The organism is Streptomyces sp. SID5643, from assembly GCF_009872555.1.
GTDB lineage: Bacteria > Actinomycetota > Actinomycetes > Streptomycetales > Streptomycetaceae > Streptomyces > Streptomyces iakyrus.
In genome coordinates this window covers 18,453-32,683 of sequence record NZ_WWIC01000074.1, presented here as the reverse complement: position 1 = coordinate 32,683, position 14,231 = coordinate 18,453, and the positions used below count along the sequence as shown (strand labels likewise).

11 protein-coding genes and 1 pseudogene are annotated in these 14,231 nt (G+C 70.0%); 6 read left to right on the top strand and 6 right to left on the bottom strand.

Translation table 11 applies throughout. The annotated features are described in order from the left end of the window. Positions 1-111 precede the first annotated feature (111 nt). Positions 112-294 (bottom strand): annotated as a pseudogene (locus tag GTY56_RS08995) (MBL fold metallo-hydrolase); the annotation flags it as partial. 18 nt (positions 295-312) lie between these two features. On the opposite strand from GTY56_RS08995, the gene GTY56_RS08990 reads away from it, so the two are divergent. Next, entirely contained in the window at positions 313-552 is a 240-nt protein-coding gene (locus GTY56_RS08990; RefSeq protein ID WP_161364232.1) for a recombinase family protein, read from the top strand. A gap of 57 nt (positions 553-609) precedes the next feature. Next, a complete protein-coding gene (locus tag GTY56_RS08985) occupies positions 610-1,824 on the top strand; it encodes a recombinase family protein (protein ID WP_161364230.1) in 1,215 nt (404 codons plus the stop codon). A 504-nt stretch (positions 1,825-2,328) separates the two neighbouring features. Here the strand turns inward: GTY56_RS08985 and GTY56_RS08980 are convergent. Together GTY56_RS08980 and GTY56_RS08975 are read right to left on the bottom strand one after the other, a co-directional pair. After that, positions 2,329-2,472 (bottom strand): hypothetical protein, encoded by a 144-nt coding sequence (locus GTY56_RS08980; protein ID WP_161364228.1) that lies wholly within the window; start codon positions 2,470-2,472, stop codon positions 2,329-2,331. Between the two features lie 242 nt (positions 2,473-2,714). Next, positions 2,715-2,894: a hypothetical protein gene (locus tag GTY56_RS08975; protein WP_161364226.1), complete on the bottom strand. Its 180-nt coding sequence runs from the start codon at positions 2,892-2,894 to the stop codon at positions 2,715-2,717. 414 nt (positions 2,895-3,308) lie between these two features. Here GTY56_RS08975 and GTY56_RS08970 point away from each other — a divergent pair, with 414 nt between their 5' ends. Next, positions 3,309-3,659, top strand: a complete 351-nt coding sequence (locus GTY56_RS08970; RefSeq protein WP_161364224.1) for a trypco2 family protein — start codon at positions 3,309-3,311, stop codon at positions 3,657-3,659. Then, positions 3,659-6,967 (top strand): NACHT domain-containing protein, encoded by a 3,309-nt coding sequence (locus tag GTY56_RS08965; protein ID WP_161364223.1) that lies wholly within the window; start codon positions 3,659-3,661, stop codon positions 6,965-6,967. The genes GTY56_RS08970 and GTY56_RS08965 overlap by 1 nt, the downstream gene beginning before the upstream one ends. A gap of 1,024 nt (positions 6,968-7,991) precedes the next feature. Here GTY56_RS08965 and GTY56_RS08960 read toward each other — a convergent pair. Together GTY56_RS08960 and GTY56_RS08955 are read right to left on the bottom strand one after the other, a co-directional pair. Beyond that, positions 7,992-8,645: an MBL fold metallo-hydrolase gene (locus tag GTY56_RS08960; RefSeq protein WP_161364220.1), complete on the bottom strand. Its 654-nt coding sequence runs from the start codon at positions 8,643-8,645 to the stop codon at positions 7,992-7,994. Between the two features lie 10 nt (positions 8,646-8,655). Further along, the gene (locus GTY56_RS08955) at positions 8,656-9,348 is read right to left on the bottom strand and encodes a maleylpyruvate isomerase family mycothiol-dependent enzyme (protein WP_161364218.1); all 693 of its coding nucleotides are present in this window, start codon (positions 9,346-9,348) and stop codon (positions 8,656-8,658) included. A gap of 222 nt (positions 9,349-9,570) precedes the next feature. Between GTY56_RS08955 and uvrA the strand changes: the two genes are divergently transcribed. Beyond that, positions 9,571-12,609 carry an excinuclease ABC subunit UvrA gene (gene uvrA / locus GTY56_RS08950; protein ID WP_161364216.1) on the top strand — a complete coding sequence of 1,013 codons (3,039 nt, stop codon included), beginning with the start codon at positions 9,571-9,573 and terminating at the stop codon, positions 12,607-12,609. A gap of 68 nt (positions 12,610-12,677) precedes the next feature. Here uvrA and GTY56_RS08945 read toward each other — a convergent pair whose 3' ends face one another. Next, positions 12,678-13,229, bottom strand: coding sequence for a YceI family protein (locus tag GTY56_RS08945; RefSeq protein ID WP_161364214.1), 552 nt, complete (start codon positions 13,227-13,229; stop codon positions 12,678-12,680). A 102-nt stretch (positions 13,230-13,331) separates the two neighbouring features. On the opposite strand from GTY56_RS08945, the gene GTY56_RS08940 reads away from it, so the two are divergent. Then, a complete protein-coding gene (locus GTY56_RS08940; RefSeq protein ID WP_161364213.1) occupies positions 13,332-14,201 on the top strand; it encodes an MmyB family transcriptional regulator in 870 nt (289 codons plus the stop codon). Positions 14,202-14,231 lie beyond the last annotated feature (30 nt).

The window sequence follows — 14,231 nt, the reverse complement described above, 5'->3', positions numbered from 1 at the left end:
CAGGGGCCGTCGTCCTGCGCGGGGCTGCCATCAGTTGACTGCGCAATCAGCTTCGAGGGGAGCGCGTGCGCGACACCGGCAGGTGCGAACGATTCACACGGGGCACATGCCTCACCACCCGCGCGCGTGCCACTCCGGCAGGTGCGGGCGCTCCGCGCCCAGACTCGTGTCGTTGCCGTGCCCCGGGTAGACCCAGGTCTCGTCCGGAAGGGCGTCGAAGATCTTGGTCTCGACGTCGTGGAGGAGACGGGCGAACGCCTTCGGGTCTTTGATGTTGCCCACATCGCCGGAGAATCCCTGGGGTTCCCTCTCGTGAACACAAAGACGCTCCCGCGCCGTACCCTCGTCTTCTTGTACGCGCGGATCTCCGAGGACCCCCGCCACCGCCGACGGGGCGTCAGCCGGCAGATGAGCGACCTGCGCACGTTCTCCGAGGAGAACGGCTGGGAGGCAGGCGGCGAGTACATCGAGAACGACGTCTCCGCCCACTCGGGCGATGAACGCCCCGAGTACGACCGGCTGATGGCCGACGCCGTTGGGGCCGCCCGGTAACTCGGTGTCCGGGTAATCGTCGCGGGCTACCACCCGTCACGCGTGTGGCGGCGCCGTGTGGAGCGCGCGCAAGCGATCGAGGACTTGCGGCACGCGGGGTACTGGGTCGCGTTCGAGTCGGGCGGCCTGTTCAACATGGCGAAGGCGTCGGACCGGTCGCAGCTCGCCAACCTTGGCGAGTCCGACACTGCCGAGTCCGAGGTCAAGTCTGAGCGCGTGGCGCGCGCTGCCCTGGAGCGCGCCCAGGAGGGCCGGGCGAACGGGGCAGTGGCGTACGGGTGGCGGCGTCAGTACGAGTACGACGCCCGCGGCCAGGTCTGCGGCTTCCATGACGTCGAGGACCCCGTACAAGCTGGCGTAGTCCGTGACATCGTCCAGCGCCTGCTGTCCGGAGCCAGCCTCATCGGGATCACGGCCGACCTGAACGACCGTGGGGCGCCTGCGCCCCGTGCGGGGATGCGGCTCAAGCGGCGGGCTGTTGGGCAGAACGCGGACGGGTCGCTGTGGAACAAGACCAGCGTGAAGAAGCTGGCGCTGCGGCCGGCGAACGTGGGGCTTCGCGTCCACCAGGGCGTCGAGTACAAGGCGGCCCGGCCGGCGCTCATCACGGACGAGCAGTACGCGCAGCTACGGAACCTGTTCGCGGAGCGGGCCGACGTGCGGGAGCTACCCGGTGCACGGAAGCACCTGCTGACGTGGGGTGAGGTGGCGACGTGCGGGCCGTGCGGGGCGGTGTTCCGGGTCGCGCCGAGAGGGAACGCGAAGCGGGGTCGGAAGCAGCCGACGTACATCTGCGATGCGAGCGGCTGCGTCGGCCGGAACGAGGAAGCCCTCGACCGGTACGTGGGGCGCGTCGTAGTGGGGGTGCTGTCGCGGCCGGAGGCGGCCGATGTCTTTCGGGGCGACGATTCGGCGGCCCTGGCGGCTCTCGACCGGGCTGAAGGGTTGAAGGCGCGGCAGGAGGCGGCGGCGGACGACTACGCGGACGGGGTCATCACCCGTGAGCAGCTGCGGCGTATCACGGCGAAGCTGGCGAAGCAGATCACGGAGGCTTCGGGCGAGGCGCGCCGGTTGCGGCCGACGTTCGACCTGGATGCGTTCGATGGCCTCGTAGGGCCGCGCGCCGGGGAGGCGTGGGAGGCTCTCGCGGTGCCGCAGAAGCGGCGGGTCCTGGACGGCTTGGGACTGAGGTTGAAGGTGTACCCGGTGGCGCGGCGCGGCCCGGGGTATGAGTCCACCATTGCGCTTCAGTGGGCGCGGACGGACAGCTGAGCACGCGGGAACCGAAACCGGCCCGGCAGGGTTACGCCTTGCCGGGCCCGCGGATTTCGTCCCAGAGCCTGCCGCTGGCCTCACTGAAGTCGTGCATGCGGTGCTCGCGAGCTTCTCGCTGCGCATCGGTCTCATCGTCGGGAATGTGTAGCCCGACTTCAGGTGCCGCCCATGCCGGCATCGCGAGCCATGCGGTAAACGAGCAGCTTGGGCCCGGGTTCGCCTCCGGCGCGGCCTTTCACCGCAGGGGCGAGCCATCCTTCCTTGCGGGCTCGGGCGAGCCAGGTGCAGATCGTCTCCGTCGGCCGGTCGAACCGAGCCGCCACTCGCGCCAGGGGGCCAGACGGTGCCTCATCGGCGGTCTCCTTCAGGTACGCCTCTGCGAGCTGCCGCAACAGATCGTCGGTGATGGCGGGGCGCCCCCCCGCGGCACGGGCTCCCGGGTTCCTTGCGTCGAGTTGCGGACCTGGCAGGGAGCCGGCCTTCGTCGAGAGCGAGCAGCGTCTACAGGGAACTCATGATGCGCCCGACCGGAAGCCCCTTGACCTGGACAGCGCTCAGCGCTCCGGCCGGGTCGGTGGACCGGACTTCGAGGCGCGTGAGATGGACGGTTTGGCCGGACAGGCGCGCCTCGCCGGTGACAGTCACAGGCCCGTCCTCGTAGGAAAACAGCCGGGTCCTGCGCCGCCGAGCTTCGCGCGGAGTACGAGGACGGCGCATCCGTCGAGGCTGTCTTCGACCGGCACGGGATCAGTCGGTCAACCGCCAAACGGCTTCTGACCGAGGCAGGTGCCCGCATGCGGCCCGCAGGGGTGCCCGCGGACATGGTCGGGTCCAGGCCGGCCACCGCCGAGGATCCAGACCGCCAGAACACCCGCCCCGCCGCAGCTTCAGCCGACGATGTGTTCACCTTGTTCATCTTTTCGAAAGCCACCGCAGACGACGACCCGTTGACCGACGCCAACCTCCTTCAGGCCACCGTCCTCGGCGCACTGCCGCCCGGTGCCCCGGCCCCGGAGCTGCTGGGCATCCACCGCGCGGCCGACTGGACCGCCGTTGTCTTCGCCCACCTCGACGGCCCCATCTCTCCCCGGCCTCCGGCGACGCCGAACTCGCGGCCGACCTCGACCCCGACTCCAGCGCTCACCAGCCACTGGCACCGCAACGCCCGCCAACCTGTACCCTCTCGGTGCCCCGGGGCTGCGTGCCTACCAGCACCGTGCGGAGGCTGCTGGTCTCGCGCTCGTCGGCTACCGACTGAGCTGAAAGCACGGCGACCTAACCGGGTCGCATAACTACTACGGGGTCACAGCCGATCAGCTCGGGCAGGAGTGATGACGCTGTGGCCAAGCGCGATGTATGGGTGCGCCTGGGGGACGAACTGGGGGTGCCGGTAAGAACTCTGTCAACACGGCGGGCGCGTCCCCCATGGGGCCGGTACCTTCGGGGGCCGGCCCCATGACGCGTTACGGGAGGGAAACTCCATGGGCACTTCGAACGACCCCCACATCGAGCTCGCGGACGCCGTGCAGAGCATCCGCGACGAGCTGCTGACAGCGGCACGGCGCTCCACGGGGCAGGACGTCGTTTTCGAAGTGGGGGACATTCAGATGGAGTTCACCGTCGAGATTCGCAAGGAGGCCAAGGCCGGGTCGAAGGTCCGGGCCTGGGTCGTCGACGCGGCCGCGGACGCAGCGTACGGCAACACCCGTACCCACAAGGTTTCCTTCACCCTGCGGGCGCGGGACGCCGGCAGCGGCGCACCGCTGAAGATCCGCAACGAGACAGAGGGCAGCGCCGACACCTTCGGCCGTGGCACCCGTCCCGCGCCGTGATGCTGCGTTCGGCAGTTGACCGGACCGTCGCGATCCTGGCCGGCTCGCAGGGCACCGGCGTCATGCTGACTCCCCGGCTCGTTCTGACCAGTGCGCATGTGCTGTGGGACCGGGAGTGGATCCGCGCCGTACATCCGCAGAGCGAACAGCCCCTGCCCGCGCGCACCGTGTGGCGGGACGACGACAGCGACGTGGCCCTGCTGCTGACCGGTGAGGAACTGGTGGACCCCGAGCGCTGGGAGCTGCCCAGGCTCCGCTGGGGCGCCCTCGGCGCGCCCGACCCGCTGCCGGGCTGCCAGGTCGTCGGCTTTCCCGCCGTGCAGCGGTTCGGCCCCACCGGTCATCTGGAGTACGACCAGCTCACGGGCACCGTGCTGCCCATGGCGGGACGGATCAGATCCACGCTCGTCGTCGAGTTCGACCGGGCGCCGGTGGCCGACCCCGCGCCCGGCGAGTCACCCCTGGCCGGGCTGTCTGGTGCGCCCGTGTTCGCCGGCGCGGTGCTGATCGGTGTGGTCACCCAGATACCGCAGGGACGCGGCCACCGACGCGTTGAGGCGGTCCCGGTGGAGCAGGTGCTCCGGGCACCGGGCTTCCCTCACCATGTGGTGGGAGCCGAACCGGGCCACATCCCGCCGGTCGTGGAGTCGGTGACAGCCGGCGATCACAGCCGCGACGAACAGTTCGAACGTCATTACGGACACGCCCTGCGCGCCCGCTACCGCAAGATCGAGATCTTCGGCATCGACGAACTGGGCACCACGGAGACCAACTGGGACCTCGACACGGCGTATCTGAGCCTGGAGGCGATCTCCGCGCCGGAGGCACACGAGAACGCCGCCCTGAACCGGTCGGTCGCCGCGCCGCGCCGGATCAACGAACTCCTCGCCGATCGCCCGCGGACCGTGCTGCGCGGCGAGGCCGGCGCCGGCAAGACCACCCTGGTCTGGTGGCTCGCCTCGCACGCGGCCTGCGGTGCGCTCGGTCACGAGCTCGCCGAACTGAACCACCTGGTGCCCTTCGTCGTCCCCATGCGCAGCCTGCCCGCCCGAGGCATGGCCTTCCCCAAGCCTCATGAGCTCGCCACGGTTGCGGAGCTGCAGATCGACGGGGTCCCCGAAGGGTGGGCCCGTCGTGTCCTGGAGGCGGGCCGGGCCCTTCTCCTCGTTGACGGCATGGACGAGGTTCCGCCGGCCGACCGGGAGGAGGCCCGGCGCCGCCTGACCGACCTGCTGGTGATGTACCCGCACAACCGCTGCCTCGTCACCGTGCGCCCCCTCGCGGTGGCCGCCGACTGGCTCAGCGCCGAGGGCTTCGAGGAACTGCGGCTCCTGCCCATGCGCGACGAGGACGTCTTGGCGTTCTCCCGTGCCTGGCATGCCGCCGCCCGCCTCGAGTGCGCGGGTTTCCGCGACACCCACCGGGCCGCCACCGAGGACCAGAACCTCCGCGACCTGGAACGCGGTCTGGAACAGGAGCTGGCCCACAATCCGACCCTGCTCCACCTCTCCCGCAGCCCCCTGCTGGCAGCCGTCATCTGCGCGCTGCACCGGCGCCGAAGGGGCTTTCTGCCGGAGACGCGCTGGTCGCTCTACAATGCCTCGCTCACCATGCTGCTGGGCAGCCGCGACACTCTGCGCAGGGTCGGCGCACCGGAGGGCATCGTCCTCGGGGTCGAGGAGCACCAGCAACTGCTCCAGCGGATCGCGGCCTGGCTGGCCCGCGGCGGATACGCCGAGTTCAGCCCCGCCCAGGCACTGCATCAGATCGAACTCGCCATGCGCGGCATGCCGCGGGTACGCAACCAGGGCTCCCCGGAGGCCGTACTGACGCATCTGCTCAACCGCAGCGGGTTGCTCCAGGAACGCAGCGAGAGCGCCGTGCAGTTCATCCACCGCACCTTTCAGGACTATCTGGCGGCGAAGGAGATCCAGGAAAGCGACGGCCTGGGCGAGCTGCTGCGGAACGCGGACAAGGAGGAGTGGCAGGACATCACCCTGCTGGCCGTGGGCCACTGCAACCGAGGCGAGATCCGTAGGCTCATCGAGGGGCTGATCGACAGGGGCGACACCGCCGTGGACCCGCGGACGCGGGGCGACATCCACGTGCTAGCGGCCCGGTGCGCGCTGAGCGCGGTGGTGCTGGAGGAGGAGGTGCGGGAGCGGATCGCGCACCGTATCCGTTCACTGCTCCCGCCCTCCGACGCCACCGCGGCCGCAAAGCTCGCCTCACTCGGCTCCTACGTCCTCGATCTGGCGCCCGGCCCGGAGGAACTGGACGACACCGAGGCCATGGCCGTCGTCCAACTGGCCCGAGACATCGGCGGTGCCGCCTCCCTGCCGCTGCTGCGCCGGTTCGCCCGGCACCCCTCACCCGCCGTCCGCCACCTGCTGATCAACGCGTGGCCGCGCTACCCGGAGGAGGACTACGCGCGTGAGGTCCTCGCGCACATGTCGCTGGAGAACGAGACGGTGATCGTGGTCAACACCGCCATGGCGTCGGCGTTGCGGCACTGCGGTCCCCCCGGCCTGGTGACCCTCGATCTGCACGCCGGCGATGCCGAGCTCGCGAGGATTCTGCCGCACAGCGGCATTCGGCAGCTCATAGTGTCGGGCAACTCCTTGCTGCACGATCTCTCCTTCGTCCGCAAGCTGTCCGGGCTGTCCTCCCTATCGCTGTCGGGCTGCCCGCGGGTCAGAAAGCTGTCCGCACTCGAGGGACTGCCGCTCGACTCGCTCGACCTGGAGCTCTTCGAGATCGAGAAGTCCGAGCTGGCCCATCTGCGGCGACTCGACCGGTTGACCTCCCTGTCGGTGATGGGCCCCCTCCTCGACAGCAACATCCCCCTGCCCTCCGGGCACCCGACGGTCGAGAGGCTCACGGTGGCGAGCCAAAAGACCACCGTGATCAACGACCTGTCGGAATGGCCCGCCCTGCGCGCACTCGTCGTGCAGGACGACTGCGACGCCCTCTCGGTGCTCCTGGCGGCCTCGCGCGCCCCGGCTCTGAGCAGCCTCGACTTCGCCATCGACTCGCTGAGGCTCCCGGTCCCGTTCGGCCTGCCGGAGTTCGACGAACAGCTGCTCGTCACGGGCAAGCCCGTGGAACGCAGAACTCTGCCGGGGATACGCCATCTGACCCTGAGAAGGGTGCGCAGATGCGGCTCCACCGAAGATCTCGCGCGGGTCTTCCCCTCGCTCACCGAGCTCACCATCGAGCACCTCGACGGGACCACGCCGGACCTCTCCGCACTGCGCAGGAACGCCGGATTGACCATCAGGGTCGTCACCAGCAGCAAACGGCCGTGATCAGTCCTTGGAACCGGCAGGTCGAGGCCGCGCAGGAATGACGACCCCCAACCGCCCGGCATCGCCCTCGTGACCAGCCCGGTCCCCGCCGACGAGGACGTCGTGCTGCGCATCTGGCCGGAACGCGGGGCACGGCGGTCGGGTGGACGGCGTGCCCTTGGCCCTCGTGGTCGGTCCGGTTCCCGCTTTCGCTCGGCCGCGGCACCATGGGAGTGCGGACTGGCCGTTGGCCGAACACACTTCGCGAATCAGCTGGCCAGGGAACCTGGCGCCTTCTCGCGAGGGCGAGCGTTACCGAACGCCGCCGCGACCAGCGCCGATAGCGTCCGGACAGCGCTTCCGCTGGGACTGGATCGAGCCGGTCATGCCGGTGCCGTACGTGCCGACTCTCGGGCCCGTGCACCATGGCAACCCCCTGCCCGACCTGTTCGCGGCCGTCTTCGACGCCGCAGGCACCGGCCGCTTCCTGCCTTACGACAAAGATCGCCGCTGGTCCGCCACAAAGACAGAGCGCGTCGTGGTCGAGGCGATCGAGCACGACGAGCGCCGGACCCTGGTGCCGACGCTCCGACCGTCTGTGTGCGGGGGAGGGCTGACGCCACTCGGGGTTGTCCGTCAGATCAAGGCGATAGGCGACCGTTCGCGCGGTCACGCGCCCTCGAGGGCGGTCAATCGAACGGGGCGGCGTCCTTGCTTCTCAGCGTTCCTGAACTGAGGTCCCCGCCTTCCGCGATGGTGAAGGAGGTGGTTCGGCTAATGCGGAGTTGTAGGTCCTCGGCCGCGTAGACCGCGTAGGCGTCGCCGTCGAGCGTGAGGGTGCCGTCCCAGCTCGTACGCCCTGTTGAGATGCTGGGCCCCCCGAAGGATTGGGACCGGATTCGCTTTGTCCACCGCCGGCGCATGGCGTGGCACGCATATTCGGTTCTGTACGCCGCGACCATGGCGGCGCCGTCGCAGGGGTCCATGTCTCAGTTGACTTGACCAACGCGATGTCCACAACCAGAGGATGAACCCCGTTCAATGGTCACCAGCCTCGTGCGCGCCACTCTGCGAGGTGGGGTCGCTCCGTGCCGAGGGTGGTGTCGTTGCCATGGCCAGGGTAGACCCATGTCTCATCGGGCAGGACGTCGAATAGCTTGGTCTCCAGGCCGCCCATGAGAGAGCTGAACTCTGCGGGTCGTGTTGTCCGGCCGGGGCCGCCGGGGAACAGGCAGTCCCCGGTGAACACATGGGGGTGCCCGTGCGGGTCGTCGTAGACGAGGGCGATCGAACCCGGTGTGTGCCCGACCAGGTGGCGGGCGGTGAGTTCCACGTGTCCCACCCGGATGGTGTCGCCGTCGTCGACCGGTACGTCGGTCCGTACCGGGATGCCCTCGGCGTCCTCCCGGCCCGCGTAGGTGCGGGCGCCGGTGGCCGCCACCACCTCGGCGAGCGCCTGCCAGTGGTCGCCGTGCCGGTGGGTGGTGACGACGGACGCGATGCCGTCGCCACCGATCATGCCGAGCAGCGTGTCCGCCTGGTCGGCGGCGTCGATCAGCAGCTGCTCGTCCGTGGCCCGGCAGCGCAGCAGATAGGCGTTGTTGTTCATCGGACCCACCGCGATCTTGGTGATCATCAGGTCCTTGAGCTCGTGCACATCGGCCGGTCCGCCGACCGTCACCTCTCCGCTGTACGTCATGTCCGCCAGCCTATAGCGGCGGCAGCGCCGGAAGCGGGCCGCCGGCCGAGGCCAGCGCGGATCCGTCGCGGCGGCCGGCGAGCCAGCCCAGCAGGTCGGCCGGGGGACCCGTGACCGTCACCTGCGACCCCTGCCCGTCCGGCCTCCGTCCGGTGCTCCACGCGCGCGTGCCGTCCGTGACGCGGGTGGCCGGTACGTCGGGGTGCCCGGCGAACCGGTCGGCGAGGAAGCCGATCTCCCGCTCGGTGAACTCCGCCGGCAGGTCCTCCAGCTCGTATCCGATCCCCAGGTCCACGTGGTGCAGCTCCACCTCCACCCACCGCCGGAACGGCACCCGGGACGCGGAGTCCGTGACCCCGTTGCGCAGCTCCACCGTGCGCGACCAGTCGGCGGGAGCGTCCCCGGCCTCCTGGAAGCGGGCCGCGCTCTCGCGCAGGTCGGCGAGCTGGACGTCGAGGGCGCGGGGGGCGTCCCGCTCGATGTCGGTGTCCCGGGCCTCGCCGGAGACGTACATGGGGCGCCCTTCGAGCACGTTCACCAGGGCATCGGCGTTGCGCGCCAAGTGGGCCAGGACATGGCCACGGCTCCAGCCGGGCAGCCGTGACGGCTGCGTCACAGACGCGTTGTCCAGTTTGCCGACTGCGGTCAGCAGCCGCTCCGTCGCGTCCCGTACAGACGCCAGGTCATGAGCGTGATCAATCATGGTGCTGACCCTAGCTCCGCCACTCCTTCGGGTGAAGGTGGTGAAGGAGTGCCGTAAATCGAAAGCACGTGCTATATGGTCGGACGTGGCGTCGGGCATGCTGGAGAGCCGGGGTTTGTTGGCAACCCGTGAATCCGACCGGCGTTGTCAGTGGCTCCCCCTAGTCTGAGAAAGACGGGGGCCCCGCCCCTGTCACTTCTCTCAAGAAAGGTGCGGACCGGCGTGGCCGACCGTCTCATCGTTCGTGGAGCGCGCGAGCACAACCTCAAGAACGTCTCGCTCGACCTCCCGCGCGACTCGCTCATCGTCTTCACGGGCCTGTCGGGGTCGGGCAAGTCCTCGCTGGCCTTCGACACCATCTTCGCCGAGGGCCAGCGGCGCTATGTGGAGTCCCTCTCCTCGTACGCCCGCCAGTTCCTCGGCCAGATGGACAAGCCGGACGTCGATTTCATCGAGGGTCTCTCCCCGGCCGTCTCCATCGACCAGAAGTCGACCTCGCGCAACCCGCGCTCCACGGTCGGCACCATCACCGAGGTCTACGACTACCTGCGCCTGCTCTTCGCGCGCATCGGCAAGCCGCACTGCCCCGAGTGCAGCCGCCCGATCTCCCGCCAGTCGCCGCAGGCCATCGTCGACCGGGTCCTGGAGTTGCCGGAGGGCAGCCGCTTCCAAGTGCTGTCGCCGCTGGTGCGCGAGCGCAAGGGCGAGTTCGTCGATCTCTTCTCCGACCTCCAGACCAAGGGCTACTCCCGCGCGCGCGTGGACGGCGAGACGATCCAGCTGTCGAACCCGCCCACGCTGAAGAAGCAGGAGAAGCACACCATCGAGGTGGTCGTCGACCGCCTCACGGTCAAGGAGGGCGCCAAGCGCCGCCTCACCGACTCCGTCGAGACCGCTCTCGGCCTGTCCGGCGGCATGGTCGTGCTCGACTTCGTCGACCTCCCCGAGGACGACCCCGAGCGCGAGCGCATGTACTCGGAGCACCTCTACTGCCCGTACGACGACCTGTCCTTCGAGGAGCTGGAGCCCCGCTCCTTCTCCTTCAACTCGCCCTTCGGCGCCTGCCCGGACTGCACCGGCATCGGCACGCGCATGGAGGTCGACCCCGAGCTGATCGTCCCGGACCCGGACAAGAGCCTCGACGAGGGTGCCATCCACCCCTGGTCGCACGGCCACACCAAGGACTACTTCGGCCGACTGATCGGCGCCCTCGCCGACGCGCTGGGCTTCCGTACGGACATCCCCTTCGGCGGCCTGCCGCAGCGCGCCAGGAAGGCCCTGCTCCACGGCCACAAGACCCAGGTCGAGGTCCGCTACCGCAACCGTTACGGGCGTGAGCGCCGCTACACCACGGCCTTCGAGGGCGCCGTCCCCTTCGTCAAGCGCCGGCACAGCGAGGCCGAGAGCGACTCCAGCCGCGAGCGCTTCGAGGGCTACATGCGCGAGGTGCCCTGCCCGACCTGTCAGGGCACGCGCCTGAAGCCGGTCGTCCTCGCGGTCACGGTCATGGACAAGTCCATCGCCGAGGTCTCCGCGATGTCGATCAGCGACTGCGCGGACTTCCTGGGCGAGCTGAAGCTCACCGCCCGCGACAAGAAGATCGCCGAACGCGTGCTCAAGGAGGTCAACGAGCGGCTGCGATTCCTGGTCGACGTCGGCCTGGACTACCTCTCGCTGAACCGCGCGGCCGGCACCCTGTCCGGCGGCGAGGCCCAGCGCATCCGCCTGGCCACCCAGATCGGCTCCGGCCTCGTCGGCGTCCTGTACGTCCTCGACGAGCCGTCCATCGGCCTGCACCAGCGCGACAACCACCGGCTGATCGAGACCCTGGTCCGGCTGCGCGACATGGGCAACACGCTCATCGTCGTCGAGCACGACGAGGACACGATCAAGATGGCCGACTGGGTCGTCGACATCGGCCCCGGCGCCGGTGAGCACGGCGGCAAGGTCGTGCACAGCGGCTCCCTGAAGGAGCTCCTCGCCAACGCCGAGTCGCAGACCGGTCAGTACCTGTCCGGCAAGAAGGCCATCCCGCTGCCCGGGATCCGCCGCCCGCTGGACCCCTCCCGGCAGCTCACGGTGCACGGCGCCCGGGAGAACAACCTCCAGGACATCGACGTCTCGTTCCCCCTGGGCGTGTTCACCGCCGTCACCGGCGTCTCCGGCTCCGGCAAGTCGACGCTGGTCAACGACATCCTCTACACGCACCTGGCCCGCGAGCTGAACGGCGCGCGGAGCGTGCCCGGCCGGCACACGCGCGTGGACGGCGACGACCTCGTCGACAAGGTCGTGCACGTGGACCAGTCGCCCATCGGCCGCACCCCCCGCTCCAACCCGGCCACGTACACCGGCGTCTTCGACCACATCCGCAAGCTGTTCGCGGAGACCACCGAGGCGAAGGTCCGCGGCTACCTGCCCGGCCGCTTCTCCTTCAACGTCAAGGGCGGCCGCTGCGAGAACTGCTCGGGCGACGGCACCATCAAGATCGAGATGAACTTCCTCCCGGACGTCTACGTCCCGTGCGAGGTCTGCCACGGCGCCCGGTACAACCGGGAGACCCTGGAGGTCCACTACAAGGGCAAGTCCATCGCCGACGTCCTGAACATGCCGATCGAGGAGGCCACGGAGTTCTTCGAGGCGGTCCCCGCGATCTCCCGCCACATGAAGACCCTGAAGGACGTCGGTCTCGGCTACGTCCGGCTCGGCCAGGCCGCGACCACCCTGTCCGGCGGCGAGGCGCAGCGCGTGAAGCTCGCCAGCGAACTGCAGAAGCGCTCCACCGGCCGCACGGTCTACGTCCTGGACGAGCCGACCACCGGTCTGCACTTCGAGGACATCAGCAAGCTGCTGACGGTCCTGTCCGGACTGGTCGACAAGGGCAACACGGTCATCGTCATCGAGCACAACCTCGATGTGATCAAGACCGCCGACTGGATCGTCGACATGGGTCCCGAAGGCGGCGCCGGCGGCGGTCTGGTGGTGGCCGAGGGCACACCCGAGCAGGTGGCCGGGGTCCCGGCCAGCCACACCGGCAAGTTCCTGCGGGAGATCCTCGGCGCCGACCGCGTCAGCGACGCGTCCTCGGTGAAGGCCCCGCGCAAGACGGCCGCCCGCAAGACGACGGCCAAGACGGTCGCGGCCAAGACCGCATCGGCCCGCACGACCGCCACCAAGACGGTCACCGGCACGGCCGCCAAGAAGACGGCGGCCAAGACCACCAAGGCCGCAGTGAAGAAGACGACCCGGTCCAGCAAGGGCTGAGGTCTCCGGCTCCACGCGCCGTGCCCCACAGGCAACGTCCTGTGGGGCACGGCGCGTTCGGTCTGCGCTCAGGCGCTCTTCGGCTCCACGAACTGCATGTCGAGCTGGATCTTGACCACTTCGCCGAGCAGGCCGGGGGCGAAGTCCAGCCCGAAGTCGCCGCGCCGGATCTCGCCCGTCGCCTCGAAGCCGGCGTGCCGGCTGCCGTCCATGGGCACGTCGACCAGCCCGCCGAACTCCACGGCGAGCGACACCGGGCGGGTCACGTCGCCGATCGTCAGCTCACCCTCCATGGTCCAGTCCTCACCCCCGCCCGACACCCTCGTCGAGCGGTACGTCATCGTGGGGCGCTTCTCCACGTCCAGCAGGTCGGAGGCCCGCACATGCGCGTCCCGGTCGGCGTTGCCGGTGTTGACCGAGGCCAGGTCGACGGTCGCGGAGACACGCACGTCCTGGATCCGCTCACCGACGAACAGTTCGGCCTCCAGCCGCTCGAAGCGCCCCCGCACCTTGGCGATGCCCAGGTGACGGATGGTGAAGTTCACGGAGGAGTGGAACGGGTCGAGGGCCCACTGACCGGAGGCCAGCGGCAGGACGGTGGTGGCGGTGTCATTCGTCATGCCGTCCACCCTGAGGGCGGCACGGCGACGAAGGGAGACCGGCCGGAGCCTGGTAGTGACGGGGCCACCCTCCGCGGCGCCGGGCGCTGTACGTTCGTTCGAGTGAGCGACAACGAGTTGGGCACGTTCCTGCGCACCTGGCGCGAAGCCGTCACCCCGGCCGAGGCGGGCCTGCCCGCAGGCCCCCGGCGCCGCACCCCGGGCCTGAGACGTGCCGAACTGGCCACGCTCGCCGGCGTCAGCGTCGAGTACCTCACCCGGCTGGAACAGGGCCGCGACCGCAATCCGTCCGCCCAGGTGCTCGGCGCCCTGGCCGACGCCCTGAACCTCTCCCTCACCGACCGGATGCTCCTGCGCCGCCTGACCAAGGAGGCGGACGGCGGCGACCCCCTGGTCTGCGGGGCGGCCCCGTCACTCAGCCGCGCGGCGCGCCCCACCGTTCGGGCCGTGCTGGACCGCCTGGAGCCGGCTCCCGCACTGGTGATCAACTGGATCGGCGACGTCCTCGCCCGCACGGCCGGGTACGAGCGGCTGGCCGGTCCCCTCGGCATGCTGGACGACGAGCGGCCGAACCTGCTCCGGTACCTGTTCACCGATGAGCGGGCGCGCAGCGCCTACCGCGACTGGGACCGGGTGGCCGACGACCTCGTCGCCCGGCTCCGGCACGGCGTCCCCCTGAAGGACCCGCACCTGGCCGAGCTGGCCGACGAGCTGACCGTGACGGCGGGCGCGGACTTCGCCGACCGGTTCGCCGATCTGACCATGGCGCCGCGACGGACGGGCTCCCAGCACATCGAGCACCCGGAGGCCGGTTCCCTGCGGCTGCTTCAGGAGACGCTCGCGCTTCCCGACGAGGGGCAGCGGCTCGTCATCCACCTGCCGGCGGACGACGCCACGGCCGCCGCCCTGGACCGGCTCAACGGCCGACGCCCCGGCGCCCTGCGCGCGGTGGCGATGGGGGAGACCGGCTGAAGGCGACCGGCCCGCCCGCAGCCGCCGGGA